This is a genomic window from Halalkalibacter kiskunsagensis, from assembly GCF_037027555.1.
Taxonomy (GTDB): domain Bacteria; phylum Bacillota; class Bacilli; order Bacillales; family Bacillaceae_D; genus Halalkalibacter; species Halalkalibacter kiskunsagensis.
Genome location: NZ_JAXBLX010000002.1, coordinates 80,000 through 105,812 on the forward strand (window position 1 = coordinate 80,000; position 25,813 = coordinate 105,812).

At 37.9% G+C, this 25,813-nt stretch carries 31 protein-coding genes; 12 read left to right on the plus strand and 19 right to left on the minus strand.

Annotated features, from left to right (window positions below; translation table 11 throughout):
• Positions 1 to 44 precede the first annotated feature (44 nt).
• The 4 genes from SLH51_RS01570 to SLH51_RS01585 form a co-directional block, all read right to left on the minus strand.
• On the minus strand, positions 45 to 722 hold the full coding sequence (locus SLH51_RS01570; RefSeq protein WP_335958585.1) for a GntR family transcriptional regulator: 678 nt from the start codon (positions 720 to 722) through the stop codon (positions 45 to 47).
• Between the two features lie 177 nt (positions 723 to 899).
• Positions 900 to 1,622 (minus strand): TenA family transcriptional regulator, encoded by a 723-nt coding sequence (locus SLH51_RS01575; protein WP_335958505.1) that lies wholly within the window; start codon positions 1,620 to 1,622, stop codon positions 900 to 902.
• Between the two features lie 378 nt (positions 1,623 to 2,000).
• Positions 2,001 to 3,095 (minus strand): A/G-specific adenine glycosylase, encoded by a 1,095-nt coding sequence (gene mutY, locus SLH51_RS01580; RefSeq protein ID WP_335958587.1) that lies wholly within the window; start codon positions 3,093 to 3,095, stop codon positions 2,001 to 2,003.
• Positions 3,095 to 3,403: a hypothetical protein gene (locus SLH51_RS01585; RefSeq protein WP_335958588.1), complete on the minus strand. Its 309-nt coding sequence runs from the start codon at positions 3,401 to 3,403 to the stop codon at positions 3,095 to 3,097. The genes mutY and SLH51_RS01585 overlap by 1 nt, the downstream gene beginning before the upstream one ends.
• 230 nt (positions 3,404 to 3,633) lie before the next feature.
• Here SLH51_RS01585 and SLH51_RS01590 point away from each other — a divergent pair, with 230 nt between their 5' ends.
• Positions 3,634 to 4,620 (plus strand): metal-dependent hydrolase, encoded by a 987-nt coding sequence (locus tag SLH51_RS01590; RefSeq protein ID WP_335958589.1) that lies wholly within the window; start codon positions 3,634 to 3,636, stop codon positions 4,618 to 4,620.
• Positions 4,621 to 4,667: 47 nt separating this feature from the next.
• On the opposite strand, the gene SLH51_RS01595 is transcribed toward SLH51_RS01590, so the two are convergent.
• Positions 4,668 to 4,934, minus strand: a complete 267-nt coding sequence (locus SLH51_RS01595) for a YfhJ family protein (RefSeq protein WP_335958591.1) — start codon at positions 4,932 to 4,934, stop codon at positions 4,668 to 4,670.
• Positions 4,935 to 5,024: 90 nt separating this feature from the next.
• Here SLH51_RS01595 and sspK point away from each other — a divergent pair, with 90 nt between their 5' ends.
• Positions 5,025 to 5,183, plus strand: a complete 159-nt coding sequence (gene sspK, locus SLH51_RS01600) for a small acid-soluble spore protein K (RefSeq protein WP_335958593.1) — start codon at positions 5,025 to 5,027, stop codon at positions 5,181 to 5,183.
• A 54-nt stretch (positions 5,184 to 5,237) separates the two neighbouring features.
• Positions 5,238 to 5,399 (plus strand): YpzG family protein, encoded by a 162-nt coding sequence (locus SLH51_RS01605; RefSeq protein ID WP_332691472.1) that lies wholly within the window; start codon positions 5,238 to 5,240, stop codon positions 5,397 to 5,399.
• Positions 5,400 to 5,427: 28 nt separating this feature from the next.
• Here the strand turns inward: SLH51_RS01605 and SLH51_RS01610 are convergent, their stop codons facing one another.
• The 3 genes from SLH51_RS01610 to recX form a co-directional block, all read right to left on the minus strand.
• A complete protein-coding gene (locus SLH51_RS01610; RefSeq protein WP_335958595.1) occupies positions 5,428 to 5,751 on the minus strand; it encodes a YfhH family protein in 324 nt (107 codons plus the stop codon).
• 49 nt (positions 5,752 to 5,800) lie between these two features.
• On the minus strand, positions 5,801 to 7,462 hold the full coding sequence (locus SLH51_RS01615) for an L-lactate permease (protein ID WP_335958596.1): 1,662 nt from the start codon (positions 7,460 to 7,462) through the stop codon (positions 5,801 to 5,803).
• 120 nt (positions 7,463 to 7,582) lie between these two features.
• On the minus strand, positions 7,583 to 8,395 hold the full coding sequence (gene recX, locus SLH51_RS01620) for a recombination regulator RecX (RefSeq protein ID WP_335958597.1): 813 nt from the start codon (positions 8,393 to 8,395) through the stop codon (positions 7,583 to 7,585).
• Positions 8,396 to 8,521: 126 nt separating this feature from the next.
• Here recX and SLH51_RS01625 point away from each other — a divergent pair, with 126 nt between their 5' ends.
• From SLH51_RS01625 to SLH51_RS01655, 7 genes are all read left to right on the plus strand, one after another.
• Positions 8,522 to 9,430 carry a TIGR01777 family oxidoreductase gene (locus tag SLH51_RS01625; protein WP_335958599.1) on the plus strand — a complete coding sequence of 303 codons (909 nt, stop codon included), beginning with the start codon at positions 8,522 to 8,524 and terminating at the stop codon, positions 9,428 to 9,430.
• Positions 9,431 to 9,757: 327 nt separating this feature from the next.
• Positions 9,758 to 10,309: a GNAT family N-acetyltransferase gene (locus SLH51_RS01630; protein ID WP_335958787.1), complete on the plus strand. Its 552-nt coding sequence runs from the start codon at positions 9,758 to 9,760 to the stop codon at positions 10,307 to 10,309.
• A gap of 64 nt (positions 10,310 to 10,373) precedes the next feature.
• Positions 10,374 to 10,493 (plus strand): YfhE family protein, encoded by a 120-nt coding sequence (locus tag SLH51_RS01635; protein ID WP_335958600.1) that lies wholly within the window; start codon positions 10,374 to 10,376, stop codon positions 10,491 to 10,493.
• A gap of 333 nt (positions 10,494 to 10,826) precedes the next feature.
• On the plus strand, positions 10,827 to 11,330 hold the full coding sequence (gene ectA / locus SLH51_RS01640; RefSeq protein ID WP_335958601.1) for a diaminobutyrate acetyltransferase: 504 nt from the start codon (positions 10,827 to 10,829) through the stop codon (positions 11,328 to 11,330).
• 81 nt (positions 11,331 to 11,411) lie between these two features.
• Complete coding sequence (ectB, locus tag SLH51_RS01645; protein ID WP_335958603.1) at positions 11,412 to 12,695, plus strand: diaminobutyrate--2-oxoglutarate transaminase; 1,284 nt, start codon at positions 11,412 to 11,414, stop codon at positions 12,693 to 12,695.
• 66 nt (positions 12,696 to 12,761) lie between these two features.
• The gene (locus SLH51_RS01650; protein WP_335958605.1) at positions 12,762 to 13,154 is read left to right on the plus strand and encodes an ectoine synthase; all 393 of its coding nucleotides are present in this window, start codon (positions 12,762 to 12,764) and stop codon (positions 13,152 to 13,154) included.
• 168 nt (positions 13,155 to 13,322) lie between these two features.
• A complete protein-coding gene (locus tag SLH51_RS01655; RefSeq protein WP_335958606.1) occupies positions 13,323 to 14,594 on the plus strand; it encodes a HAMP domain-containing sensor histidine kinase in 1,272 nt (423 codons plus the stop codon).
• A 78-nt stretch (positions 14,595 to 14,672) separates the two neighbouring features.
• Here the strand turns inward: SLH51_RS01655 and SLH51_RS01660 are convergent, their stop codons facing one another.
• Entirely contained in the window at positions 14,673 to 15,629 is a 957-nt protein-coding gene (locus SLH51_RS01660; RefSeq protein WP_335958608.1) for a 2-hydroxyacid dehydrogenase, read from the minus strand.
• Between the two features lie 146 nt (positions 15,630 to 15,775).
• Entirely contained in the window at positions 15,776 to 16,072 is a 297-nt protein-coding gene (locus tag SLH51_RS01665) for a hypothetical protein (RefSeq protein WP_335958609.1), read from the minus strand.
• Positions 16,073 to 16,363: 291 nt separating this feature from the next.
• On the opposite strand from SLH51_RS01665, the gene SLH51_RS01670 reads away from it, so the two are divergent.
• Positions 16,364 to 16,624 (plus strand): hypothetical protein, encoded by a 261-nt coding sequence (locus SLH51_RS01670; RefSeq protein WP_335958611.1) that lies wholly within the window; start codon positions 16,364 to 16,366, stop codon positions 16,622 to 16,624.
• 42 nt (positions 16,625 to 16,666) lie between these two features.
• Here SLH51_RS01670 and SLH51_RS01675 read toward each other — a convergent pair whose 3' ends face one another.
• Positions 16,667 to 17,575: an alpha/beta hydrolase gene (locus tag SLH51_RS01675; RefSeq protein WP_335958613.1), complete on the minus strand. Its 909-nt coding sequence runs from the start codon at positions 17,573 to 17,575 to the stop codon at positions 16,667 to 16,669.
• The gene (gene rlmD, locus SLH51_RS01680) at positions 17,572 to 18,966 is read right to left on the minus strand and encodes a 23S rRNA (uracil(1939)-C(5))-methyltransferase RlmD (protein ID WP_335958614.1); all 1,395 of its coding nucleotides are present in this window, start codon (positions 18,964 to 18,966) and stop codon (positions 17,572 to 17,574) included. The genes SLH51_RS01675 and rlmD overlap by 4 nt, the downstream gene beginning before the upstream one ends.
• Positions 18,967 to 19,098: 132 nt before the next feature.
• Between rlmD and SLH51_RS01685 the strand changes: the two genes are divergently transcribed.
• Positions 19,099 to 19,461: a GAF domain-containing protein gene (locus SLH51_RS01685; protein WP_335958616.1), complete on the plus strand. Its 363-nt coding sequence runs from the start codon at positions 19,099 to 19,101 to the stop codon at positions 19,459 to 19,461.
• A gap of 70 nt (positions 19,462 to 19,531) precedes the next feature.
• Here the strand turns inward: SLH51_RS01685 and pdaA are convergent, their stop codons facing one another.
• The 7 genes from pdaA to SLH51_RS01720 form a co-directional block, all read right to left on the minus strand.
• The gene (gene pdaA, locus SLH51_RS01690) at positions 19,532 to 20,335 is read right to left on the minus strand and encodes a delta-lactam-biosynthetic de-N-acetylase (RefSeq protein ID WP_390183868.1); all 804 of its coding nucleotides are present in this window, start codon (positions 20,333 to 20,335) and stop codon (positions 19,532 to 19,534) included.
• A gap of 159 nt (positions 20,336 to 20,494) precedes the next feature.
• Entirely contained in the window at positions 20,495 to 21,166 is a 672-nt protein-coding gene (locus tag SLH51_RS01695; protein ID WP_335958618.1) for a hypothetical protein, read from the minus strand.
• A 77-nt stretch (positions 21,167 to 21,243) separates the two neighbouring features.
• Positions 21,244 to 22,788 (minus strand): fumarate hydratase, encoded by a 1,545-nt coding sequence (locus SLH51_RS01700; RefSeq protein WP_335958619.1) that lies wholly within the window; start codon positions 22,786 to 22,788, stop codon positions 21,244 to 21,246.
• Between the two features lie 400 nt (positions 22,789 to 23,188).
• Positions 23,189 to 23,647, minus strand: coding sequence for a spore coat protein GerQ (gene gerQ, locus SLH51_RS01705; protein ID WP_335958620.1), 459 nt, complete (start codon positions 23,645 to 23,647; stop codon positions 23,189 to 23,191).
• A 26-nt stretch (positions 23,648 to 23,673) separates the two neighbouring features.
• Positions 23,674 to 24,150, minus strand: coding sequence for a cell wall hydrolase (locus SLH51_RS01710; protein ID WP_335958622.1), 477 nt, complete (start codon positions 24,148 to 24,150; stop codon positions 23,674 to 23,676).
• Positions 24,151 to 24,913: 763 nt separating this feature from the next.
• Positions 24,914 to 25,555 (minus strand): histidine phosphatase family protein, encoded by a 642-nt coding sequence (locus tag SLH51_RS01715; RefSeq protein ID WP_335958623.1) that lies wholly within the window; start codon positions 25,553 to 25,555, stop codon positions 24,914 to 24,916.
• Between the two features lie 12 nt (positions 25,556 to 25,567).
• Positions 25,568 to 25,756 (minus strand): SE1561 family protein, encoded by a 189-nt coding sequence (locus SLH51_RS01720; RefSeq protein WP_335958624.1) that lies wholly within the window; start codon positions 25,754 to 25,756, stop codon positions 25,568 to 25,570.
• Positions 25,757 to 25,813 lie beyond the last annotated feature (57 nt).

Genomic DNA, 25,813 nt, shown 5'->3' on the forward strand with positions numbered 1-25,813 from the left:
CGAAAGTTGAGTAATTATTAGCTCAGTCGTTTTTAATTTTTATATTAGCTTTCATTTTCTTTTGATTTTTCGATAGAACTTAGATAGGCTTTCTTCGAATTCTCAATATGAATCTTTGTTAAATATTCAGCCATTTCCACTTCTTGATTTCTTACTGCTTTGAATACTTCGAGATGCTCTTTCATCGCCTCTTCCATTCTTCCTTCAACTTTTCGCCCAATAGTAGCAAACGCTCTTATATAGTCCATTAAATCAACAAGCATTTCATATAACTTAGGGCTTTTTGCTGCTTTGTAAAGAACATGACTGATCTCAATATGCAAATGAGACAAGTCACCACCTCCCTTACCATTTAACGCGAACTCTAGCCGCTCAATCCATAAATCAAGCTCTTCTTTCGTTTGTTCGTTTAATTTCTGTGCAGCTAACTTTGATGCAAGAACTTCCAAGGAAGATAAAATTGTAAATACTTCAATAATATCATCAGTAGATGTATGAGATACTATAACTCCCTTACGTGGGACCGTGTTCACAAAACCTTGTGATTCGAGGCGGAACAAAGCCTCGCGAATAGGCGTTCTGCTTATCTTAAGTTTTTCAGCTAATTCTCGTTCTACTAAGCGGTCACCTGCTTTATATTCTCCTTCCAATATAAGGTTTTTTAAATATAAATAGGCTCTCTCACGAATCGATAAAATATCTTGTTCTAACCATTCCTTCATCTACAACCCCTCCATCATTTTCTATATAGTTATGTAAAGTATACAACAAAGATATTCGAAAAACTTGGCTCGCGCCCGATTCCTTTCAAAATAAATCAAACTCGTTCTTTCCTCTCCTTCAAAAAAAGAGTAGTCAGCATGTTAGGCGACTACTCTTCCATAAGAAGATAGGAAAATTTATACAGATACAGGCTCTTCAATATCACCTTTTAAATAAGCTTGATACAAACCATCCATATACATACGTCGCATATCAGCCCCTGTTCTAACAATGTCTAAGCAACGTTGCTGTAATTCTGGTGTGTTCGCATGCTCAAGTACAATGGAATATCCACGCTCACCATGAATTTCATCCGATACGATATGCAAGTCAAAGAATTCAATTTCTTCATCTGTGAATCCGTATTGTTCTCTGAGAATTGGCGTTTGTTTACGATAGATTGCTGGAACTTGTGATTCAAGACCAACTACTAACGCTGCTGTTGCCACAACGAAATTCTCTCTTGATGCAACGGAGTAGCACCAGCTTTGCAACCCTCGTGTTGTTGCAAGCATGTTCTTTGGATCCTCTACTCGCTCTTTTGTTGTTCCACATGTTTCAGCGAAACGAATTAGCAAATCTGTGTGGCGATCCCCTGCGATTTCCTCTTCGTACATGTTTTGCAATGTAAAGTCTTTTGCATCCGTGTATTGTTCTGGTGTATTCATATAAATGTTCGCTAAGTAATCCGCAAATGGCCCGACGTAATGATAGTGATTTTCTGCCCATCTAGCAAAGTGCTCTCTTTTCAACTTCCCTGTTGCCCAAGCTACTGTAAACGGTGCTGCTTCACTATGATTTCCTTTAATCGCTTCCTCTAATTGCTTTCTAAATTCCTCACGTGATAATAGTTCTGCCATTTCATATTCCTCCTCTTAGTTATAGCCTCTTTGGTTTATGGTATTTTGTATACCAAATCTAACTCTATTAAAACAAACAATTTCGGGCTTGTCAATCGCTTATTTAAATATTCGGATAATTTTTAGTTGAGCTTGCATAATAGCCCATACTCCTATTTTCTCCATAATTGTACAGACTGACTATGCAATGGGGAATTGCGAGGCCACTGAAAAAGGTTGCTTTTTAGCGGCCTTGGGATTTGCTTCTTTTTCATCTATAATAACCCTTGATAAAGCCCTCTTCAAAAAGTGTGTGTGATGACTTAACAAACTGTGTTTATTGCATCGAAGTTTTTCTGTAAAAGAGAAAGACATTCATCTCAATTTTATAATCCCCTCTTATATAATTGACTGTTTAATAATTTTTTGATGTGACACTGGAAAGGCATGCTTTTCTAATTCGCTTATCTCTACCCATTTTCTTGAAGCTTGTCTTTCTCCTGGTCTACCTGAAACGATTGTTTCATAAACAGAGATATTCCAAATCAGATGCGAAAATATATGTTCTACTTTGTGAATAGGTTCTTGAATTTCAGCATCAATATCATAGTCATTTAATAATTTTCCTTTTAGAACACTTGATTGATTATCGGTAATACTCGTCTCGAAATTTGGAAATTGCCAAAGTCTTGCTAATAACCCAGTCGACGGTCTTCTCTCAATTAATACCTCATCACGATCATTCCGAATAACGACGGCCGCCATTAGTTTTGACGTTTGTTTTTTCTTTTTAGATTTTACAGGCAGTTCCGTTTGGATTCCTTTTTCGTAGGCACGACAATGCTCGCGAACTGGACATAATAAGCAGCCAGGCGAAGTCGGTGTGCAAATAAGTGCTCCGAGCTCCATTAAGCCTTGATTAAATGAAGATGGATCAACTTTTGAAACAAGCTCATAGAGTATTTTCTCAAATATAATTCGTGTCGATGATTTAGCAATATCGTTGTCGATCAATAATATTCGTGATAATACACGCATGACATTGCCATCAACAGCTGGTTCTGGTTTGCCGTAAGCAATACTTAAAATAGCTCCTGCTGTATAGGGACCAACACCTTTTAATGTTGAGATTTTCTCTCGTGTATCTGGTACCTCTCCATTGTATTGGCTGACGACCTCTCTTACAGCGCTTTGTAAATTCCGTACACGCGAATAATACCCAAGACCCTCCCATGCTTTTAAGATACGATCCTCTTCCGCTTCAGCAAGATCCTCAAGTGTTGGGAATTCACGTATGAAGGCCTGGTAATAGGGAATTACTGTCTCTACCCTTGTTTGTTGTAACATCACTTCAGAAACCCAAATACGGTATGGATTCTTTGACTCTCGCCAAGGTAATTCTCGCTGATTTTCATTAAACCAATTTACTAAATCTTGTTGAAAAGTTGTAACTTTAAAATTTTTAAGCTGTTCTTGTTCCACTTGATTATTCACTATTCCTTCCTTTGAAATGCCCAACAATGTATTTTCTCTGCTCCTCCGCTAATAAATGGTACAATTTGACTAAAAACAGGGTGATCTGTAGACCGACGTATTTTTTTTAATACTTGATAATGCGATGATGTAGGTACTTCATACATTTCGACATATAAATAAGGTTGATCTTCAGCTACATACCATTGAATGTTTGCTGCTTCATAATTAGGAAGTGTTTTAATAATTTCTGTCATCGCAACTTCATATTCTTTGATTTTTGTCTCATCAACTTTATATTCCATAAAAATCTGTAAAGGTTTCGTCATTTCTTTGCTTCTCCCCTTTTTAATCATCCATATTTCGGGTATAAATAAACTATATCATCTTTTAAAAGATAGTTCATAAAGGGAAAGCTCTTTCCCTTTATGAACTATCGCAAAGCAGTGAGCGAAACCGTTTTAAGCTTCGAGAGAGGTAGTGTTTTTTTCAATCTGCTAGCGCGGCATGTAAAGCCATTGTACACACATCTAAACTTTTAAGGAGGTATCTCAACACGATGGACACAGGTACACATGTGGTAATGGGTGTTGCACTCGGAGGATTAGCAACCATCGATCCGTCTATAGCAAATGACCCAATACTTCCCACCTCGATCATGATAGCTACAATCATTGGCTCCCAAGCACCTGATTTTGATACCATATTAAAATTACGAAATAATGCCGTATACATACGGAACCATCGTGGAATCACTCATTCCTTGCCAGCAGTCCTTCTGTGGCCAATATTAATTACTTTTGGGATCATTTCATTTACCCCTGAAACAAATTGGCCCACAGTCTTACTTTGGTCTTTTATCGCTGTTTTTTTGCATGTATTTGTTGATATTTTTAATGCGTATGGAACACAGGCACTAAGACCTCTTTCTAATAAATGGATCGCACTCGGTGTTATTAATATTTTTGATCCATTTATCTTTTTTAGCCATCTTGTTGCATTTGCAATATGGGGCCTAGGACTAGTATCACCTGGTCCAACCATTCTTGTTCTGTATTTCGTGTTAATTTGCTATTATATATGGCGTATTACAGAGAAACAACGTGTTGTCAATCATGCAAAAACCTTACACCCAGACGCTACACATGTATTTGTTTCACCCACAATCCGTTGGAACCAATGGCATGTTGTCATTAGAACACCTGAAATTATGTTTGTTACAGAGTCTAGAAATAATGAAATTGAATATTTCGAACAATTTTCATTTGATCCTATTCCAGATATTCCTGTTATTAATGCCGCCAGAAAAGACTCTAACTTGTCTGCCTTTTTATCATTTTCACCCTCTTACAGATGGGAAGTTGAAGATAAAAAAGACGGGATAACCGAGGTTCGCTTTATTGACCTACGCTATCGTAGTAAAGGTCACTATCCCTTTGTAGCTATTGTTGCGCTTAATCAAGATTTAGATATTATAAGTTCTTACACTGGTTGGGTATTTAGCGAAGACACCCTTCAAAAGAAACTAAATATTGTTACGGAGTAATGTGATGTGTGAAAAGGCTGTTTTTAAACCTTTTCACACATCTTTTTTTAATGTTTAAGTTCGTCGTCCTGATTCAAATGCGAGAACTTTTCTTTTGTCGAGGTATACTTGTGTAAAAATGGTCCATATTGTTCTATCCACTTAACAACAATTTTCTCGGTAGCATCTTGACCTTTATATGACCAACCACCTTTAGCTCTAGTTGTTTCAAAATCTTCCCATAAATTTTCTACCCAAGTTCTTGCTTGAGATGCTGTAATATTGGAATTAATTGATAATAACTGATCAGTCAAACGTTTAAAACGATCTTCCATACAGTTTCCTCCTTTGACAATGTTTTCGCCTTATAACTTAAAACTCATGTGCTTATACTACTATTGAACACGTTGGAAGGAGGTCCACTAATGCGAAATAAAGCAAAAGGCTTTCCGAATCATATTAAGTTCGAGGGGAATTCACCAAAAGATATTAGAAATAAAAACGAATCCAAGCGAGCAGATTTAAATATTAACACTCGTCCTCGTGATCGTATGAGAACTTCTGATGGTGATACGAACAATTAATATAAGTAATTAATGAACGTTAATTACACCAACGTTTTCTGGAGGTGCCATACTATGGGTAAGAGGAGTCAGAATTTCCAAGCCGGACAAGAATATAAAAGTCCATTTGATTCACCACGTGCGAACCCAAAGCACTCAGCACACCAAATAGGCGGCGAGACCCAAATGAGTCAAACCGATATTAAAGTTAGGTCTCACCGTAAAGCACAAAGATAATGTAATTAGTATGAAGGAGAAGCTTTTTTTAAGCCTCTCCTTCCCTTTTAAGAATTATTGAAATAGGAACCGCTTCAAGAGTCGTCTGATTATCACGATAACCCCAAGCGAAATAACCATTCATATAGGAAATTTGAAAGCTTGATCCTCCTTCAATTTCATATGTTTTACCAGGCTCGTAATCATCAGGATTAAGCAAATATGCTTTTGCTAATAGTACTCTGCGCTCATAAACTGCAAATTCACTTGACATCCCTAATTGCTCCGCCTTTTTCGCTTTTTCGTTTAAACGGGCAATTTCTGTTCGTAGCTCATACTCTGTCATTTCACTAAACCTTTTTTGTTGGTCCATGTCCTTTACTCCCCCATTTCATCCCCTATATTATAGAGGAAAGAACTTGTTACAACAAATATGATAACACTAGGCCAATTACCCCTGAGAAACCTGCATAATAAAGCATCGGCAACATCGTCATTCGGATGATAGTTCCTTCTTTCCCAACAAGACCAACGACAGAAGCTGCAGCAACTACATTTACTACACAAATCATATTCCCTGCATTAGCACCGAGTACTTGTAGTCCTAAAACAAGCATCGGGCTAAGCCCCGTTTGATCTGCCACATTAATTTGAAATAAAGAAAACATCATATTACTAAATGTTGCACTTCCGGAAATAAATGACCCTAATGCCCCTATAAAAGGAGCAACAAATGGCCAGGCATCCCCTAAATAAGCTGATGCTTGATATGCTAGCTCTACTGGCATACTTTCAAGTCCAGCAAAGTTTACTCCAGAATTAATAAAAATCCGAACCATTGGAACCGCTGTAAATAATGTTATAGACGTCCCAATTAGAGCTTTTCCTGACACTGAAAATGCCATCTTTAGTGAAGCCATTTTCATACGATGCATAAAGAAGGTTAAAACAACAACAAGTAAAAAGATCGTTCCAGGTAAATACAAAGGCTGAAAATTAGCACTAATTTCGGTGCCAAGTATACTTTCCCAACCAATAACCCAGTTTAGCAGCCATTGTTTAATTGGCAAAACATCAAGACGAGTTAATACAAGAATGAATCCAAGTAAGACATACGGAAGCCACGCAAGCCAAAGCGATAAAGTGACAGGCTTTTTGCTTTTGTCTATGGCAATTGTCCCAAACCATTCTTTATTCCAAGTTTCTTCTTTTCCAAAATCCCACGTTTCTTCTGGCAAAAACCAACGTCTTTTTAAAGCAAATAGAACACATAGTAATCCGGATAAACCTCCGATAATTGCTGGAAATTCAGGTCCGATAAATGTTGCTACGATTAACGCTGGAACAGTAAAACTCACTCCAGCAAAAATAGCGAACCTCCACATGACGAGTCCTTCTTTCCATGAGCGGTTTTCACCAAAGAAACGGGTCAGTATAAGAATTAAGATAAGAGGCATAAAGGTTCCAACGATGACATCTATTTGCATAACTTGTGACGCCAAATGGCGCAGAAAATCAGTCATCGTTACATCGGCTAAAAAGCGTGCTGCTACTGGAGCTAATTCAGCTCCTTCTTGTAATCCTTGCTGCACGCCAACAATAACAGGGGTTCCTACGGCCCCAAATGAAACCGGACTACTATCGGCTATTAGTGCTAACACAACAGCAGCAAGAGGTGGAAAACCTAAAGCGACAAGCAGAGGTGCTGCAATGGCAGCTGGGGTTCCAAAGCCAGCTGCCCCTTCAATAAAAGCACCAAATAACCACGCAATAAGAATGACTTGAACACGTCGGTCATTGCTAAGTCCAAGGAAACTATTGCGAATCGTATCAATTGCTCCACTAGCTTGTAATGTATTTAACAAGAAAATCGCCCCGAACACAATATATAAAATAGAAAGACCAATTAATATTCCTTCTACTGATGCTGCTGCCAATTGAACAACCGGTACATTCCAAAAATAGTAAGCAATAATTGCTGTAACGAATAAGCTTATTGGCATCGCTTTCATTGCTGGCATCCTCAAAATGACCAAGAAGACTAATACAGCAATTATTGGTGTTAACGCGATAACTGTCATCATCTATTTTCCTCCTCCTTTTGAGACTGAGATGTTCTTTAGTATTGGAATTCTTTCTTTTTTCTATTATATCACCAAATGCTCAACGTTTCACAAACTTTTCCGAAATAAAAAAAGGAGAACTCACTCTTCCCCTTCGTCTATATAACGATCAATTAATTCCATCGAAAATCCTTTGCGATATAGGTGCTGTTTTACTCTTTGCCAATACTCCCAACCAGTATATTTTTTTTCGAATTTCCTTTTAATTTTTTCTCCTTGAAAACAAATAGCTTCCCACTCTTCTATTTGCTCACTTTGAAAATCGACTAGCTTAAACGCTTCAACGATTACTTCCCGAGAAAATCCTTTTGTTAACAATTGATTTGTAAGCTTATCTCTAAAAGCATTGATCGACAATTTGCTGCTGCGCTTTGTTTGTTGCTTTTCTAACCATTTGACTAATTGGTCAATTTGCTCAAGTTTTGAATAATAGTCTAGTGCGTTATCAATAATTGAATCCTTTACCCCTTTTTGCTTAAGCTCTTGTTTTAACTTCAATGGTCCTTTCATGAGTGTTAACCGTTTTGAGCGAATATAGGCAGAAGCAAACTCTTTATCATTTAATAAATCTTGATTTACTAATTGATCAAGTACTTGATCAATATGCCTTGTTTCTTTTTCTTTTTTCTCTAAATACTGACGCATTTCTAAAATTGACCGGGGACGATACGATAGGTAATTAATAGCTAGGTTATATGCTTTCTTCTGTTCATCTTCATCAATTAATTCAATTAATTTCTCTTCATTTATTTCTAGACCTTTCGTTAATCCGTGTTTTATTAATAAGTCCTCATCGACACTTAGGGCATATTCAGCTCCATGTCCTTTACTTAGAAAGATGTTGTAGCGACTTTTGTTTCGTTTTTGAACCTCAATTTTTGCAATTACTGTCATTTAGGCCACCTCGCTTGTAGCTATTTTTTTGAAAAACATTACATTTAAACGTACACTATCTATATATCCCTTTTTATTACATTCCACATTTATGAGCAAGTTCATATAGAACAAGGAGGCAAAACTATGAATATTGCGATTGCCGGAGGCACCGGATTTCTCGGGACTAAATTAACCACTCACCTAGTTGAACAAGGACATACCATTTTCATTTTAACAAGAGATGCCTCAAACAAACCAGCTAAACCTCACGTTCATTATGTCGAATGGCTCAACGAACATGCTGCTCCAGAAGATAGTCTGGGTAAGCTTGATGCAGTCATTAACCTCGCTGGAGAATCAATTGGCCAAGGAAGATGGACTTCCAAACGAAAAGAAAAAATCCTGCAAAGTCGCATCCACTCAACTCGTTCTGTTATTGCTCTAATAAAAAAATTACCTAACAAACCTGACGTATTAGTGAATGCCTCAGCCATTGGCTATTATGGCAACTCATTAACCGAAACATTTACCGAACACTCTAAACCAAGTGAGAAAAATTTTCTTTCGCATGTCGTTCAAGAATGGGAAAAAAAAGCTGAACTTGCTAAAGAACAGGGTGTCAGAGTGGTGTGCTGCCGACTTGGAGTTGTATTGGATAAGGAGGAAGGTGCACTTAACCATATGGTACTTCCCTATCGTCTTTTCATTGGTGGGCGACTTGGGTCAGGGAAACAGTGGATAAGTTGGGTTCATGTTGATGATGCGATTCGTTTGTTTGAATTTGCAATGCTTCAATCAAGCATTGAAGGCGCTTTTAATATTACAGCACCTATTCCCCTAACAATGAATGAATTCGGAAAAATTATCTCAACTGTTTTAAAAAAACCTCATTATCTTCCCACTCCTGCATTCGTAATAAAAATCTTGCTAGGAGATATGAGTACCCTTGTCCTTGATGGTCAAAAAGTATTGCCAAATAAAGCTATATCACTAAACTATCGGTACGTATTTCCTACATTAAATGAAGCTTTAGAAGGTACATTCAAATTGTAATGGTAATATGATCAATTTGGCAGATTTTTTCACGAAAAATTAATAAAAAACAGGTATCTTTTTCTGAAAAAAACATTTAATATATAAATGGATTCAAGAGTAAACGAACGTATTTCACTCAAATTATACTGTTCACCTAAGATAAACACGCTAGAATCCCCTATACTGCTTTATAGACAATTATATGAGCATTGGGAAGGCAATTGGTGCGCCACCAGCGATGCTGGTTCTAGTGGGTTCGATTCCCACCCCGAATTTGATATGAACGACTATTAAATTCGAGGGTGGAGCGACATCTCCCCCTCAATAAAAGGAGGGCTTTTTGTGATTTTAAAAAAACGAGACGTCGCTGATTGTCATGCTTTGTTCGAATTGTTGGTGGACCCGGCCGTGTTTCCATTTGTTCGTCAGAAGGCATATTCATATGATGAGTTTGTATTCTTAACAAAACAGACAATAGAAGCTGAAGAGCGCGGCGAACTCATCTCCCGCACAATTGTCGATGAGTGGGGTGCACCGATTGGGACGATTAATTTGTTTGACATTTCGAATCAAAGTGGTTTCTTAGGAACGTGGATAGGAAAGCCTTACTTTGGCAAGGGCTATAATAAGACAGCAAAGGACGCTTTTTTTGAAGAACTATTTTTCTCTTGTGATATCCAAACGGTATTTATGCGGATACGCAAAGAAAACATACGATCTTACATGGCTGCAAATAAATTACCTTATTGCACTCTTGCAAATGAAATAAGAAGCGATGTCTATAATCAAATCAATGCAGAAAATGATGTATATAATCTGTTTCAAATCGAGAAAGATCAATACCACCTTCATTTAATGAGAACGGCACAAGATGCACTTGAAATAAAAGAAGCGTAAGATGGTTAATATTAATCAATTTTGACTATACTAACTACTAAACTTATAGAAAGTGGTGGTCAGTATGGAAAGTAAGAAGCGCCGTGCTCAAGAAGAACGTAGTACATTGCGAAAGGCTCAAGAAGTCCGTTTCGGATCAGAGTTTCGAGCTGCTGATCGCATAGCAAATAGGAGCAAATCATAAAGATGTGCTGACCTTAAAAGAGAAAGATAGCCTTTTTTAAAGGTTTATCTTTCTCTTTTATTATTAATTTTTAGATTTCTCTAGAGCTTCAACCCCCTATCTAATAAGGGTTTCGAAGTTTAAGATCAATCTGTCTATTTCAATTAGTTAGAATACTTAACCATTTAGAAGCATTTTCAGCAATGATTGCCCCTACATACCTTAATCACAGCTAAGCGTTCCTCATGCTAGTTAATCCCTGTTAAGCTAAGTTGCGTCATGCTCCGACTCCCCTTATGATTATACAAGTAAACAAAATATGGATGTAAGGGGGATACCAACATTAAAAGTCAAATGGCTCCTGCTCCTGTAAAAATAGATTCGGTTAGCTTTAGCAAACCAACTGTTGAAGATGGAGCAGCAATGTGGGAATTAGTAAATGAGTCGACACTCGACCAAAACTCTGCTTACAAATATATTATGATGTGTGAGTTTTTTGCTGAAACATGTGTTGTCGCGAAAGAAGACGATCAAGTTGTTGGATTCGTCACTGCTTTTATTCCTCCAGAGCGACAAGATGTTGTATTTGTTTGGCAAATCGGTGTTCATTCTTCGCAAAGAGGAAAAGGATTGGCTTCAAAACTACTAGATGATCTTGTGCAGCGCGATGGCTGCAAAGAGGTTAAATATGTTGAGGCTACGGTTACTCCATCAAATGAAGCATCTCAAGCGCTATTCCGTCGCTTAGCCCGTAGTTATAATACCGAATGTGAAGTAAGTGAGTGTTTTTCAGAAGACCTCTTCCCTGAAGCAGGTCATGAAGAAGAACTTACTTTCCGAGTAGGTCCGATTAAATAAGGATTAACATAAAAAGGCTAGGTATGATGAACGAACAAAAATACATTACCCAGTATAGGTAATTTAGGAGGAAAAAAGATAATGAGTCAAACAGACATGAAAATTTTTGAAAAGCTTGAATCTGAGGTACGTAGTTATTGCCGTAGTTTTCCTACTGTATTCACAAAGGCAAAAGGCTACAAAATGTGGGATGAAAAAGGAAAAGAATATCTAGATTTTTTCTCTGGTGCAGGTGCACTCAATTACGGGCATAATGATCCGGCAATGAAAGCAAAGTTAGTCGATTATATCTTAAGTGACGGCATCACGCATTCACTTGATATGGCAACAGCACCAAAAGCTGAATTCTTAACAACGTTTAACGAGGTTATATTAAAACCAAGAAATCTAGAATATAAAATTATGTTTCCTGGTCCTACTGGAACAAACACAGTGGAAAGTGCATTGAAATTAGCTCGTAAAGTCACTGGGCGTACAGATATTATTAGTTTTACAAACGGATTTCATGGTATGACAATTGGAGCACTTTCAGTTACTGGTAATGCTTTTAAGCGTAAAGGTGCTGGAATTCCATTACAAAATGTTGTGACAATGCCTTATGATAGCTTTGTTAATGACAACCTCGACACTCTGGAGTATCTCGAGCGTTTCCTAGAGGATGGAGGTAGCGGAGTTGAAATTCCTGCTGCAATGATCCTCGAGACAGTCCAAGGTGAAGGCGGTATTAATGCTGCTAGTTTCGAGTGGTTACAACGCATAGAACAAATTTGTAAGCGTTGGGGCATTTTGCTTATCGTTGATGACGTGCAAGCAGGTGTAGGTCGTACTGGAACGTTCTTTAGTTTTGAAAAAGCTGGAATTAAACCAGATATCGTATGTATGTCTAAATCAATTGGTGGTTACGGCTTGCCACTTGCAATTACACTTATTCGCCCTGATTTAGATATTTGGTCTCCTGGTGAGCACAACGGAACTTTCCGTGGTAACAACCATGCATTTGTTACAGCAACTGCTGCTCTTTCATATTGGAAAGATGAAAGCTTCGAAAAGAACATTCAAGAAAAATCGGAGAAAATCTTTAGCTTCCTAGAAAGAATTGTTACAGACTATCCTGAATTACAAGGTGAAGCTCGTGGTCGTGGTTATATGGTCGGGATTAAGTCTGAAATTGAAGGGTTATCAGGTCAAATTGCTGCAGAAGCGTTTGAACGTGGGCTTATTATCGAAACATCGGGACCAAAAGATGAAGTATTTAAGCTCTTCCCTCCATTAATTATTGATGACGCAGGCTTAGAAAAAGGGTTTGAAATTATTGAAGACAGTGTGAAAGCTGTTCTAGGAGCAAAAGAATTAGTAACATCTTAATAAAAAGAGGATTTCTATACTCCTCTTCTTCATATTTATTGAAATAGATACTCGGAGGTAATAGACATGAAAGTAGTTAAACTAGCAGACGTACTTGGAACAGATCAAGAAGTAGATGGCGGTACTTGGGTCAGCCGTCGCCTTGTATTAAAAAAAGACGGAATGGGTTATTCCGTTCACGATACAATTATTAAAGCAGGTACAGAGACTCATATTTGGTACCAAAACCACCTTGAATCTGTTTATTGTATTGAAGGTGAAGGCGAAGTTGAGACTCTTGCAGATGGTAAGGTATGGCCTATTAAGAAAGATGAAATTTATGTATTAGATAAAAATGACGAACACCTTCTTCGTGCAAGTGAAAAGGGCGATATGCGTATGGTTTGTGTATTTAACCCACCAATTACTGGGAGAGAAGTACATGACGAGAATGGTGTTTACCCTGTTGATGAAGATTAATAGAAACAAAAAACAGCTGGCTAATTATTAAGTCAGCTGTTTTTCATGTTTGTAAAACTTTATTAACGAAAAATATTTTTAAGAAAGTTTATCTACCTTTAAGAAGGATATTGTACTAGTAACAAAGAAGTACTTTAGTAAAAACATTGTAGAAAAAGAGGGAAAATTGTGAGTGACATCATATCTGACCATCAAGTGTTTTTATTAAACCTCTCCTTTATCTTTCTTCTGTTTTTTATTTACCATAAATACATTGAGGGAAAAATTGATAAAGTATCAAATGAATTTTTAATTGGTGTCATTTCAGTGCTTTCCATTATCCTATGTATGACGTTTCCCTTTTCACCGTCTCCCGGTTTCTATTTTGACTTTAGGCAGATCCCTTTTATCATAGGTGTTCTTTATGGTGGACGTAAAGTTGGTTTCTTTCTATTAATTACCTTACTCTTGTACCGAGGAATTCTAGGGATTGATGCTGGTTTTTATTCTTCTATCATTATCTACACAATGATATTTTTTGGTTTGTGTTTTATAACACCTCGTTTTCAAGATGCTGCAAAGTTTAAATCTAAACTACTTATAGCCGTTATAGCAAATGGTTTAAGTGTACTATTATTACTCTATGTTATATTTATTTTTAATGTAAACTTAACAAAAGGAGGCTGGCTCTCTCTTTCCTTATTTTATGGAGTTCAAGTGATTGTCATGTTTTTTTTCATCACATTTATTGAACGTGCTAAAAAAGAAAGTTATGTCCTTAGTGAACTGAAAGAACTTGAAAAGCTAAAAGTCGTTAGTGAAATAGCTGCAAGTATTTCTCACGAAGTTAGAAATCCACTTACTGTAACAAAGGGCTTTCTTCAACTTCTCCAAGATAAGAGTATAGCCGAAGAAAAAAAAGATTTTTATATTCGGCTCTCACTCAATGAGTTGGAACGAGCTGAAGTAATCATATCTGACTATTTAACGTTTGCTAAACCTTCATTAGAAAACGTCGAATTACTGGAGATTAATGAAGAACTAGAATACATTATTAAGGTCGTTACTCCCTATGCGACCATGCGGAACTGTAAGGTTAACTTTCTGAAAATGAGTAATATTTTTATTGCAGGTGAACGTCAAAAGTTCCACCAATGTCTCATTAATATTGCTAAAAATGGGATAGAAGCTATGCCTAAAAACGGGCAACTAACAATTTGTTTAAAGGAATCAGAAAAACATGCGATTATTTCCATTGAAGATACAGGGATCGGGTTAAGCAAGGAGCAAATTCGTAGATTAGGAACACCTTACTATTCAACTAAAACAACAGGTACAGGTCTTGGCACAATGGTTGTTTTTAGTATCGTTAAAGCGATGCGTGGTGAAATACAAGTCAAGAGTGAACAAGGAATTGGAACATGTTTTACCATTACACTTCCTAAAGTAACGATGAACTAAATCTACTTCTGAACGCTATACATATATAACTATTCAACAAAGCGCGCTAGGAACATGTCCTAGCGCGCTTCTAATGATCTACTTCACTTGATGGACTAACGGGCGTCCTTCTAACCCATTACGCAAGTTTTCACTTGCAAGCCTTGCCATGGCCATTCTTGTTTCAATTGCAGCACTTCCGATATGCGGTAACACCGTCACATTTCTCAACTGTAATATACGGTGATTTGAGTGAATAGGTTCTGAATCAAAAACATCCAATCCAGCAGCAAAGATCTCGCCACTATTCAAAGCCTCATATAAAGCATCTTCATCGACATTCGTTCCTCTAGATGTATTGATAAATACTGCTGAATTTTTCATTCTTATAAACTGATCTCTCCCCATCATTTTATAAGTATCTTTTGTTGACGGGGCCAGAAGTACAACATAATCAGACCTCTCAAGCAGTTCATCTAGCTCACAATACTTGGCATCATGTTCTTTCTCAACCTCTTCATTTCTACTTCTATTATGATACAGGACCTCCATTGAGAAACCTTTTGCTCTGCGCGCAACGCCTAAACCAATTCTCCCTAACCCAATGATTCCAATTGTTTTCCTGTTAATTTCTTGACCTGTCAAAAAGAATGGTGCCCAGCTTTTCCACTTATTTTGGCGGATGATATCCATCCCTTCTACCAACCGTCTTCCAGAAGCCATTAATAGTGCAAATGTCAAATCTGCCGTTGCTTCTGTTAATACCCCCGGCGTATGGCCAACTACTATCCCCTTTTTTCTAGCTTCTTCTAAATCAATATTGTCATAGCCGACCGCCATTGTACTAATCACCTTTAAACAATTAGCATGCGCCAGTAAATCTTTATCAATTTGATCTGCCACATTTGTAAAAAGACCATCAGCATCTTGTATTTCTTCAAGTAATCTCTTACGAGGCATAGGTTCGTTTTCGACTTCCCACATGACAACTTCGTACGTTTCTAACAATGACTCAATTGCTTCATTGGGTAGCTTGCAAGTTATAACTATTTTCATAAGTATTACTCCTTGTCATGAACGTTTTCGAGTTAGCTCAATAAGGCTAAAACCATTCTTGTTGAGCTTGATGGGACAATTAATGGCTTCTCTCATTATTCAAGGTATTTTAACAAAAACAAATGCACCCTTGTTGAAATACCTCTTTAGTGAAGATGCAACTGTTGAAATGTTAGATCATCTTTCGTAACTCCAAGTGTCTCTAAAAATTCATACACATCCGTAAAAGACTTCACAGGATACTGCGTTTGACATATGTTTGACGCTTCGCTTATGTTCTCAAGAAATTGTTTATCTTGAGCTAGTTCTTTTTGAAGCTTTAGCAGAAGTTCAAGTATTTCGTTATCTTTCTCAAAGGTGACGTGTCCATTACTCTGATTAAAATAAACAATTAATGGTACCTGAGTAAATGGATGTACAAAATGTGCTTTATAAAGGTTCATCTTTCTCCTCCTTTACATTCGTTCTCTCTGTTACAAGTAAGGATTGCAATAATAAAAGTCATTAATATTATGTAATTCATGCTACAACTATTTCTATTCGACAAATTCCAACGAAAACCTCCTAAGCTCCTGATAAACTAAAGAAAAAACAATCATAATTGGAGAATTCATAGGAATTATGTCACACAATTTTTTTCGGAAATTACCTATCATCATAAAAATTAACAGGCATTTATTATCGCTCCTTTTAATACTCTTAAATGTAACAGCTATTATAAGGAGGGATGCCAAATGTCTACAGAACCTACTCAACCTCTAAAAAATGCCGGACTAGCTGCAGTTCTTAGTGCACTATGGTGTGGACTTGGCCAAATTTACAATGGCCAAATAGGAAAAGGAATCGCCTTTATGATTATTCAATTTATTAACGCACTACTAATGTTCATTTTTATTGGCTTCATAACCTATCCAATCATGTGGATATGGGGAATGGTAGATGCATATCGGCAAGCTGAACAAATGAATATGCAATCTAGAGACGTAGATAATTAACCAAAATGGTCTGGCCACAAAAGAAGCCAGACCATTTCAACTTTATGTTGACAAGTAATTCCGTAAGATAAAAAACGTTTGCTCCCTAATCACTTCTGATTCATTCAACAACTGATGACGCCCATCTTCTATCAATGTGATAGTGCTATTGGGATACAACAAGATTGTTTTTTTTATTCCCAGCGTTCCATTTACGGTTCGGTCGTTCTGACCTTGAATCATTAAAAAAGAAAGATCTTCACGTACCTCCTCACCTTCGTCCTTGAACCACCTACCTAAAGCATGAAGCCAACTTACAGGTAAGACCTTTTCCTGTAGCGGGTCTTCTTTCGTAAAAGAAAGATACGCCTCTTCATTAGAATTTTGTGTAAATACCCTCTTGAACTTTCTTAAAAAAGGTTTTGCTAAAACTAGCCCAATACTAGTCATACGCCATAAATACGGTTGAAATAAGGGAGCAATAAGTGCCATTTTAGAAAACGAACCTTTATTTCTTTTTTCAAATTCCAATCCGATCATCGCACCTGTACTATGGGCTACTAGAAAGGGGCTATTTGTTCTCGGTAAAACGAGTGAATCATAAACAACTTTTAATGTGTCAAGATACTCTTTAAAATAATTAATCGTCACTCGTTCCCCACTAGAAAGTCCATGACCAGGTAGGTCATAGCAAATCACTTCATAGTGCTGTTCAAGTAAGAAACAAATGGTCTTGCTTAATGATCCAGCATGATCGAGGTAGCCATGCAGCAGCAAGACAGTTCCTCTACTTTTTTCAGGCTGAAAATGTTGGGCAAATATGTTATATTCTAATGCTTTGATATAGCCGTACCGGTGTAAAACACCAGAAAAAGGTAACTCATAAAAACTTTTGTATACATTCATATGCTTACTTTCTATACCAAAACGCAGTCGTTCGGCTTGAATCATTTTTACTGCTTGTGTAATCATTCTCTTCTCTCAAGCTCTGTCACACTTTCAACCTGAGATGTCCAAGGAAACATATCTACTGGTTGAATTGACTTCACTTTATAACCTTTTTTACATAAACGATCAACATCTTTTGCTAAGGTGGACGGATTACAAGAAACATACACCATTCGCTTAGGCTTTACTTCAATAATTGTCTGGAGCAACTTGTCATCACATCCTGAGCGAGGCGGGTCTACAATGACAACATCAGGCTTCCACCCTTCTTTCTTCCAGCGTGGGAGCCACGTTTCCGCTTTTCCTACTTCATAGGTAACATGATGATACCCATGATTTTTCGCATTGGCCCTTGCATCGTCTATCGATTCAAGGGTCACATCCATTCCTCTTACTTCGGCTGCGTCACTTGCCAACCACAGTCCAATCGTACCGACGCCGCAATAAGCATCAACAAGCTTTTCTTTTCCCGTTAACTTTGCTGCATCTTTCACAACATTATATAGCTTTACCGTCTGTGCTGGATTTAATTGAAAAAACGCCCGTGCAGATAAACCAAAAGAGAGATCACCGAGCTTTTCTTCTATTACCTCGTCTCCAGCCAAATGAACTGTTTTTTCACCAAAAATGATGGATGTTTTTTGTCCATTAATGTTTTGAACAATTGATGTCACTTCGGGTAGTCGTTTCTGTATTTCCGAAACGATTGCCTCTTTTCTTGGCAATGTTTCTTCTTTTGTGACAAGAACTACTTGAACTTGTCCGGTTGCAAAGCCAACACGTGTTACGATCGTCCTTACGACCCCTTTGTGCTTGCGTTCATTATAGATCGATACATTTAGGTCTGCTAATATTTGTTTAACGACTTGTGTGACTTTATTGGTTGCTTGATGTTGCACCTTACACTCCGAAAGATCGATCAATTTATGAGAGTTCATCGCATATAGGCCAGCAATCACTTCTTCACCTTTTTTAGCTACTTGTAGCTGGCTTTTATTTCGATAATCCCATGGGTCATCCATCCCAATTGTTTCATGAAGCAATCGTTTAGTTACATCAAGCTTTGTATAACGTTCAAAAGCCTGACGAACAATATCTCGTTTCTCACGAAGGGTTGCCTCATATTTCATATGCTGCAATTGACATCCGCCACATTCTGTATAAACTGGACAAGGCGGCTCGATCCGTTCGTTTGACTTTTTCCGAATTTTCATCACTTTTGCTTCTGCAAACCTTGGATTTACCTTAGTTACTTCTGCAACAATTTCTTCATTTGGAAGAGCCCCAGGAACAAAAACAACTTGTTTTTTAAAATACCCTACCCCTTCTCCGTTGATCCCTAAGCGCTTAATCGTAAGCGGAAATTGCTGCCCTATTTGCATACTTACCTTTTTTTCTACTTGTTTTTGTTTCATATCGTTCAACTCCGTCCTTTTATGCGCCCCTATTATAGCATGATCCCACATTTCTTCCTAAACTTACTAGACCGAAAGTTGCTACACATCTGCTAGAATAGACAAAGAGATTTAAAAAGAGGAGAGATTATTTTGTCTATACCTACAGATGTAGCATCATTACAAATTATGGCCCATGTTTACAAACGTGAAGGGTTACAATCAATTTTCAATAAGACTGTGGAAAGTCTTGTAGAACAAGTCCTTTACATTGACTGGGTTGGTATTTATATGTACGAGAATTTAGATCATAGATTGGTAGCAGCCTCTTCCTTTGAAGATGACCTTAAGTGGGAATGCAACGGAGAATTAAAATTCCCTATTACCAATTCAATGGAAGAAGAAATCGGCATGATGGTTGTTCGAAGCCGTCAGCCAATTGCATTTGATGTAACCGATGTAAGTACATTAGAAACAATTGCCGCAGCCATTGGTCAAGAAAGTTATGCAAATTAGGTAAGTGATAAAAGGTCTGACCTTCCATGTATGGGTACCTCCCCATACACGAAAAGTCAGACCTTCTTTTTCATGGAAACGGCAGACTTTCTGTTTGCTTGCTAAACATTAAATCATCGAGGCTTTTGAACTCATAGCCTTGTTTCCTAGCATCATCAATCACACGTGGCAAAGCTTCAGCATTATCACTAGAAACAGAATGAATTAACATGATCGCACCAGGATGAATTCGTTTCATAATTTGATTATAAGCGTAATCGCCACCCTTTTGTTTATCGACTTCCCAATCTTTATAAGCCATCGACCAGAAAACGTTTGTATACCCTAGTTTCTCTGATAGGACTAACGAACGTTCACTAAATTGACCTCTTGGCGGACGAAGATAATTCATTTCTTTCACTCCCGTAATCTCGGTAAAACGTTCTTTTACTTTGTTCAACTCATTCGTTAAGCGTCCGTCCCCTACTTCTGGTAAGCTTGGGTGATGCCAAGAGTGATTCCCAACGATATGTCCTTCTTCTACCATTCGTTCGACCAACTCAGTTGCATTATTTAAGTAATGACCGGTCACAAAAAAAGTAGCAGGAACTTCCTTTTCTTTCAGAATATCGAGAACTTTTGCAGTATAGCCATTTTCATAGCCATTATCAAACGTTAAGTAAAGTTCTTTTTTGGTCGTATCACCAATAAAAAAACCGTTCGATTTCTCTAGTAACTCTAAATAAAGAGGTTCCGTTGTAACGGGTTTGTTTTCTTTTTCGGGTTTGTAACTCCAATTATGAGTCGTATTGCTGTAAGCTGAAGCGAGTGGTGTTACACATCCCATAAGTGCTATGAAAATGAGCGTGGCTACAATCGTTGTTTTCTTTAGCATCATCATCATTCTCCCTCATTTTTTTTGTAGTTTATCACTTATGAAATTCCTTTATGTATGTTTAGTTATTTATCCTATAGTATGTGTGAATTGCAACAATGGAGCTAATGGCTAGCACTTTTTCAGATTCCGGTAAGTCAGCAGTTACATCTACGACATCTACCCCATCAGCGAACATCTCCATCGCTTCCTTAGGAACTCTCCCGGTCGCAAGAAAAGCAACTGTTTGCCCGATGTATCAATGACTTTAAATTCATGCCCTCCCATTCCTCCTTCAACAGATGCGATTTCCATTCCATTTGGATCTTGGATACGTATGTCAAATCGCATGAAGTTACGCCAATTATTATAATAGCGCCCGATTTCTTTCCCTTTTTCGTTATAAAGAACTAATGGGCTTTCCCATTCTCCCGCTTTTGTTATCGTTAGTATCTGTTTTTGATCGACATAAAATGTATAATCAATCGGTAAAAACCCTCGAATACCTAATAGGTGTAACGGCAACTTCCATATTTGCCAATTTTCCTTAACATTCTCTTTCGCATATGCCAACCGTTGCCCTTCTAACGAAAAGAAATGAAATTGTTTGAGCCAATGCAAATCAACTTGAAATAAAATACAACTCGAACTCATCAATTGATTGGTTCTATCAATCGTTACTTTTTTTATTTCTCGCTTTGCTAATTGATTGGTCCACCAAGAAAAGCTATAGAGAATAAGAGTCATTAATGTACAAGACAACAATGCTTGAATTTGTCTTGCTCCTTCTTGAAAGGATTTAAAACCATGAACAAAGTCAATCAGTAACAGAAAATCAAAAGACCAAATCACATAAATGCGATTTGGTCTTTTGAAAATGTTATTTATTGTTTTCTCGCTAAACAGCTCCCGTTAAAATACGACTCTTTTTATTTAAAAACTGGTTCTTTAAACTGTGCTAGCTTTTCAAGTGATGACTGAGCGACATCCGCATGAAGGCTGTTTCCGTGCGAGTCCATAGTGACAATCGCGGCAAACCCTTCAACTTCTAAATGCCACATTGCTTCAGGGATACCAAACTCCATTAAATCAACGCCTTTTACCTTTTTAATACAGTCTGCATAGTATTGTGCTGCCCCACCAATTGCATTGAGGTACACTCCACCATGTTCTTCAAGCGCTTTTAACGTCTTTGGACCCATGCCACCTTTACCAATCACAGCACGAATGCCAAACTTCTTCATAATATCACCTTGATACGGTTCTTCACGAATACTCGTTGTTGGCCCAGCTGCTTTTACATGCCATTCTCCTTGCTCGTCTTTCATCATAACAGGTCCACAATGGTAAATGACTTGACCATTCAAATCAATGGGTGCGTCATGATCCATTAAGTGATGATGAATCGCATCTCTTCCTGTATGCATCATTCCATTAATAATAACTACGTCCCCAACTCGTAACTCACGGATTTGCTCTTCTGTGATCGGCGCTTGTAAGACGACTTCTCGAACTTCACTTTGCTCTTTTGCCGCTACTGCAATTTCCTTATCCGATTTGTTTAAATCAAGTTGTTCACCGTCTTTGTAAAGCCACTTTTGTATTTCCCCTGATTCTTGATCAAGGATGACACCTAAACGACGATACGCCCAGCAATTATAGGCAACTGATACAAAAAAGCTTGCTGGTAATCGGTTCATCGCTCCTACTTTACAGCCAAGCAGTGTTGCTTCACCACCAAAGCCCATTGTTCCAATCCCAAGTTTATTGGCATTTTCTAACACATAATCTTCGAGCTTACGAAGTTCTGCGTTTTCATTCACATCATCCACTTCACGGAATAACTGTTCCTTTGCTAATGAATAGCTAGTTGTCCGGTCTCCACCTATGCCAACTCCGATGAAGCCTGCGCTACAGCCTTGTCCTTGCGCTTGATACACTGAATGCATAATACATTTTCGAATTCCATCTAAATCACGTCCCGCTCGTCCTAAACCTTCTAGTTCGGTAGGCAAACTGTACTGAATATTTTTATTCTCACAGCCCCCACCTTTTAAAATCAGACGTACATCAATCACATCTTTTTCCCACTGTTCAAAGTGAATCACTGGAGTACCTTCACCTAAATTATTCCCAGAATTCTTCCCTGTGAGTGAATCAACTGAATTTGGACGAAGTTTCGTATCAGCTGTTGCTTTTTCAATTGCTCGGTAAATTGCTTTTTTCATTTCAATTTGATTTACACCAACTGGGACTTTGATTTCAAATGTTGGCATCCCAGTATCTTGACAGATCGGTGATACATTCACATCCGCCATACTAACATTTTCTGAAATGGTCGATAGGGATAAGGCAGCTCGTGTCCCTGCATTTTCTTTTTCTTTGGCAGCAGCAATAGCTCGTCGTACATCATTTGGTAGATTTGTAGATGTTTCAACAATTAGTTGATACATACTTTCTTCTAATTTCTTCATTGCATCCATCTCCCTTTTTTACGTACAATCAAAATTTCTTCCACTCCTATTATAATGGCAGTCTAAAAATTCCGAAAGAGCAAAGTGGAAGCGCGTTCAACAAAGGGTAGACTCATTTGCCTTGCCTGTCTATTCCCTCTTGAATGTTATTCTTTTATTGTATGATAAAAATAGCCACTCACGATTAGCAACGGGTTCAGTTTTAGGAGGGAAACCGTAATTTACATGGCTAAATAACATATAAATTATTCATGAAATTTACGACTAATTACCAGTGCAATTAGCATAAGAAAACGTTCGTTCAATAATTGCCGAATTTGCATTCTATATATGGTCAGAACTAAAAACCCGCTCATGAAGTGACCCCAAGAAGTCAGCGGGTTTTTAGCGTTCTACAAACTCATTCAGATGTTTCCATGGACGCCTGGATAGCCGGATTAATTTCCGTGTGAGGATAGTTAATTTGTTCATCAAATTCTACCCAGTCGAGATTTGCCATCATAAGCAAGTAGCGTTTACCACTGGACGGGTCACTGATGATGATATGGTCACGTCCTGCTGTTTCAACGCGCCCGTGGTAAACCATTGCATTCCACTCGTTGTTACCTTGGTAAGTAAAGTAGAATGTACCAATCTTGCCTTTATTGAAGCGCAGAATATTTTCGATAAACGATTCTTCCACCACGCCCATCGGTAGCTGCTGCCCAGTCCCCATCGGAACCACTGGCACATTATACGCGGGTCCAGAAGGCATACCCGCAGGGAAGCCGCTTGGTTGTTGTCCGGTATTGTTCTGCATCATGGGAGCTGGATAAAAACCAGCATTCATTGGATAATAACTAGAATTTCTACAAGTCATGAGAAGGTCATCTCCTTATTATTTTTTCATCTATAAAACTCTGGGCAGTAGCCCGGTACAGCGATGTAGAAGCAATGATTTTTGTGCGCAAATTCGAACTGCGTCATAGGGGATCTTGGCATCGTGGCAGTACATGGATCACGGTATGTTTGCCCCGGACTCGGATTGAAAAACCACAAATTCATTCTGGCTCGAGGATTCCTATGACCTTGCAACAAATTCCTGGCCCTTTGGAGGTCTTCTTCGTTGGGACGCTGTGTATACAATGCTCCATTTAGAACAGGCTCGAAGTGAGGAATTCCAGTTCCCGGTATGGTTTGATAGATGGCATGTCTGATATTGCGCAAATTTTTGAAGTCCGGTTCACAGTCTGCCTCGACCCGATTGGCCACAACTGTTCCTACCATGTCCATCCCTTCAGCTCCCTCACCGATCGCCTCCGCCAGCATGAGCTTTGCTAACTCCTCCACGTCACGTGAAGTATGTTTTATTCGCCTTCCCATTTTCTCACCCCCTTCGCCTTATACAAGTAACTTATTACCTGAAGCTAGTTTTGGTAACTTGCCTATCCGCCCAAACTTGGAAATTGCATCTTCAACGAAAAGAGTCTTGTCCTTTTCCCTAGTTTTTTACTACACAAATATGATTTATTTGAATACTTATTAATCAATGTAAATAAGTATTTATATCTAAAAATGATATGTTTTGATACGTTAGTTTTAGCGAAATTAAAAAGAAAACGATTTCAAAAAGAGATCAGCTTTAAAAATTTGTTATATTCAACGCTAGCTAGCCGTTCATGCAGCATAAAATCATTGCTGCACCACAGAGAATGAAAATGGTTAGGCAGCGGCAATACTGATATTGAGCAGGGTCTTTTTAAGCATTGTCTTTTTTCTATTCTTGAAGAAACTTATTTTCATGGTAGTTGAATAACCTTCACTATCATTTTAAAATAAAATCCCATAAACCTTTGAAATCCTTCAATAAACAGAAGTGAAATAGGAGGCCACTGAAAATAGCGTCTGTATTAACAGGCATTTTAACACTACTTTTAACAAGGGACTAATAGCTATTAGTCCCTTGTTATTTACCTTGCTAATAACGGTGTTTATTCTTGTGTTAAAAACAGGTAAAGGCTGATACAACACATTGAATAAGACCAAATCACATCCGATTTGGTCTTGAAATAATCGTGTTATTTGCTGCTTTCTCTCCCTGAACTGAACCCGTTACACTTTGAGGACGCCTTGTTCCGTTTGCCTTTTAGAGGAAACCTACTTGTGATTGATCATCCATTAACGATTCTAGATGCTGTGTACGATTCGTATAATGAATCAGTGGTTTATTACTATTCTTTGACCATTCAATATGAGTGATACTTGTATTTTGTATTTGAAATGGGCGGTGCAACGTTGGCCACTGATCGCCTGTTAACAAATACATTAATAGAATACTGATAAACCCTCCGTGAGATACAATACCAACATCGTCATTTTCGTGTGCCAACTGCAATTGATCAATTACATATTGACAGCGCTTCGTTAGAGCATCTGTCGTTTCAGTTCCGTTTATTCCAGAGGTTAATATTGAACGTTTCAACGTAGCAGGGAACTGTTCATATATTTCATTTCTGGATAACCCTTGCAATGGACCTAAATGTACTTCTCTTACTTTCTCCCACTTGTGTACAGTAAGACCTTTTGCTTGTCCAATGACCTTAGCCGTATCATACGCCCTCGTTAAATCACTACTATAAAGATAGTTTAGCTCGATATTTTTTAAATAACGAGCGACAGATTCCACTTGTCGTTTGCCTAATTCCGAGAGTGGGTAGTCCTTACAACCTTGAATTTCCCCATTTAAATTCCCTAGTGATTCCCCGTGACGAATCAGATACAAGTTCATGATTTCAACTCCTTATTCTGACCAATCATAACGGAATTGTTTACACTTTGTCTCAATGTCATCTAGCATTGCTAGAAGTCGATCAATTTCTGCCACTCCCGCTTCTTCTGGATCTATATTTTCTAGAACGTTCATCACCATGTCTAGTCTGTTATGCAAATAGTTCATTTGTTCTTTTTTATCATGAATTGCTCCACCCAATTATGTTCGCTCCTTTAGCTAACAAGCATTTTTATGTATAAAGTGTAACAGATTCCA

Coding starts and splice junctions, on each gene's coding strand:
- SLH51_RS01570 (WP_335958585.1), bottom strand. CDS start 722: ATGAAGGAATGGTTAGAACAAGATATTTTATCGATTCGTGAGAGAGCC.
- SLH51_RS01575 (WP_335958505.1), bottom strand. CDS start 1,622: ATGGCAGAACTATTATCACGTGAGGAATTTAGAAAGCAATTAGAGGAA.
- SLH51_RS01585 (WP_335958588.1), bottom strand. CDS start 3,403: ATGACGAAACCTTTACAGATTTTTATGGAATATAAAGTTGATGAGACA.
- SLH51_RS01590 (WP_335958589.1), top strand. CDS start 3,634: ATGGACACAGGTACACATGTGGTAATGGGTGTTGCACTCGGAGGATTA.
- SLH51_RS01595 (WP_335958591.1), bottom strand. CDS start 4,934: ATGGAAGATCGTTTTAAACGTTTGACTGATCAGTTATTATCAATTAAT.
- sspK (WP_335958593.1), top strand. CDS start 5,025: ATGCGAAATAAAGCAAAAGGCTTTCCGAATCATATTAAGTTCGAGGGG.
- SLH51_RS01605 (WP_332691472.1), top strand. CDS start 5,238: ATGGGTAAGAGGAGTCAGAATTTCCAAGCCGGACAAGAATATAAAAGT.
- SLH51_RS01610 (WP_335958595.1), bottom strand. CDS start 5,751: ATGGACCAACAAAAAAGGTTTAGTGAAATGACAGAGTATGAGCTACGA.
- SLH51_RS01615 (WP_335958596.1), bottom strand. CDS start 7,462: ATGATGACAGTTATCGCGTTAACACCAATAATTGCTGTATTAGTCTTC.
- recX (WP_335958597.1), bottom strand. CDS start 8,395: ATGACAGTAATTGCAAAAATTGAGGTTCAAAAACGAAACAAAAGTCGC.
- SLH51_RS01625 (WP_335958599.1), top strand. CDS start 8,522: ATGAATATTGCGATTGCCGGAGGCACCGGATTTCTCGGGACTAAATTA.
- SLH51_RS01635 (WP_335958600.1), top strand. CDS start 10,374: ATGGAAAGTAAGAAGCGCCGTGCTCAAGAAGAACGTAGTACATTGCGA.
- ectA (WP_335958601.1), top strand. CDS start 10,827: ATGGCTCCTGCTCCTGTAAAAATAGATTCGGTTAGCTTTAGCAAACCA.
- ectB (WP_335958603.1), top strand. CDS start 11,412: ATGAGTCAAACAGACATGAAAATTTTTGAAAAGCTTGAATCTGAGGTA.
- SLH51_RS01650 (WP_335958605.1), top strand. CDS start 12,762: ATGAAAGTAGTTAAACTAGCAGACGTACTTGGAACAGATCAAGAAGTA.
- SLH51_RS01660 (WP_335958608.1), bottom strand. CDS start 15,629: ATGAAAATAGTTATAACTTGCAAGCTACCCAATGAAGCAATTGAGTCA.
- SLH51_RS01665 (WP_335958609.1), bottom strand. CDS start 16,072: ATGAACCTTTATAAAGCACATTTTGTACATCCATTTACTCAGGTACCA.
- SLH51_RS01670 (WP_335958611.1), top strand. CDS start 16,364: ATGTCTACAGAACCTACTCAACCTCTAAAAAATGCCGGACTAGCTGCA.
- SLH51_RS01675 (WP_335958613.1), bottom strand. CDS start 17,575: ATGATTACACAAGCAGTAAAAATGATTCAAGCCGAACGACTGCGTTTT.
- rlmD (WP_335958614.1), bottom strand. CDS start 18,966: ATGAAACAAAAACAAGTAGAAAAAAAGGTAAGTATGCAAATAGGGCAG.
- pdaA (WP_390183868.1), bottom strand. CDS start 20,335: ATGCTAAAGAAAACAACGATTGTAGCCACGCTCATTTTCATAGCACTT.
- SLH51_RS01700 (WP_335958619.1), bottom strand. CDS start 22,788: ATGAAGAAATTAGAAGAAAGTATGTATCAACTAATTGTTGAAACATCT.
- gerQ (WP_335958620.1), bottom strand. CDS start 23,647: ATGACTTGTAGAAATTCTAGTTATTATCCAATGAATGCTGGTTTTTAT.
- SLH51_RS01710 (WP_335958622.1), bottom strand. CDS start 24,150: ATGGGAAGGCGAATAAAACATACTTCACGTGACGTGGAGGAGTTAGCA.
- SLH51_RS01715 (WP_335958623.1), bottom strand. CDS start 25,555: ATGAACTTGTATCTGATTCGTCACGGGGAATCACTAGGGAATTTAAAT.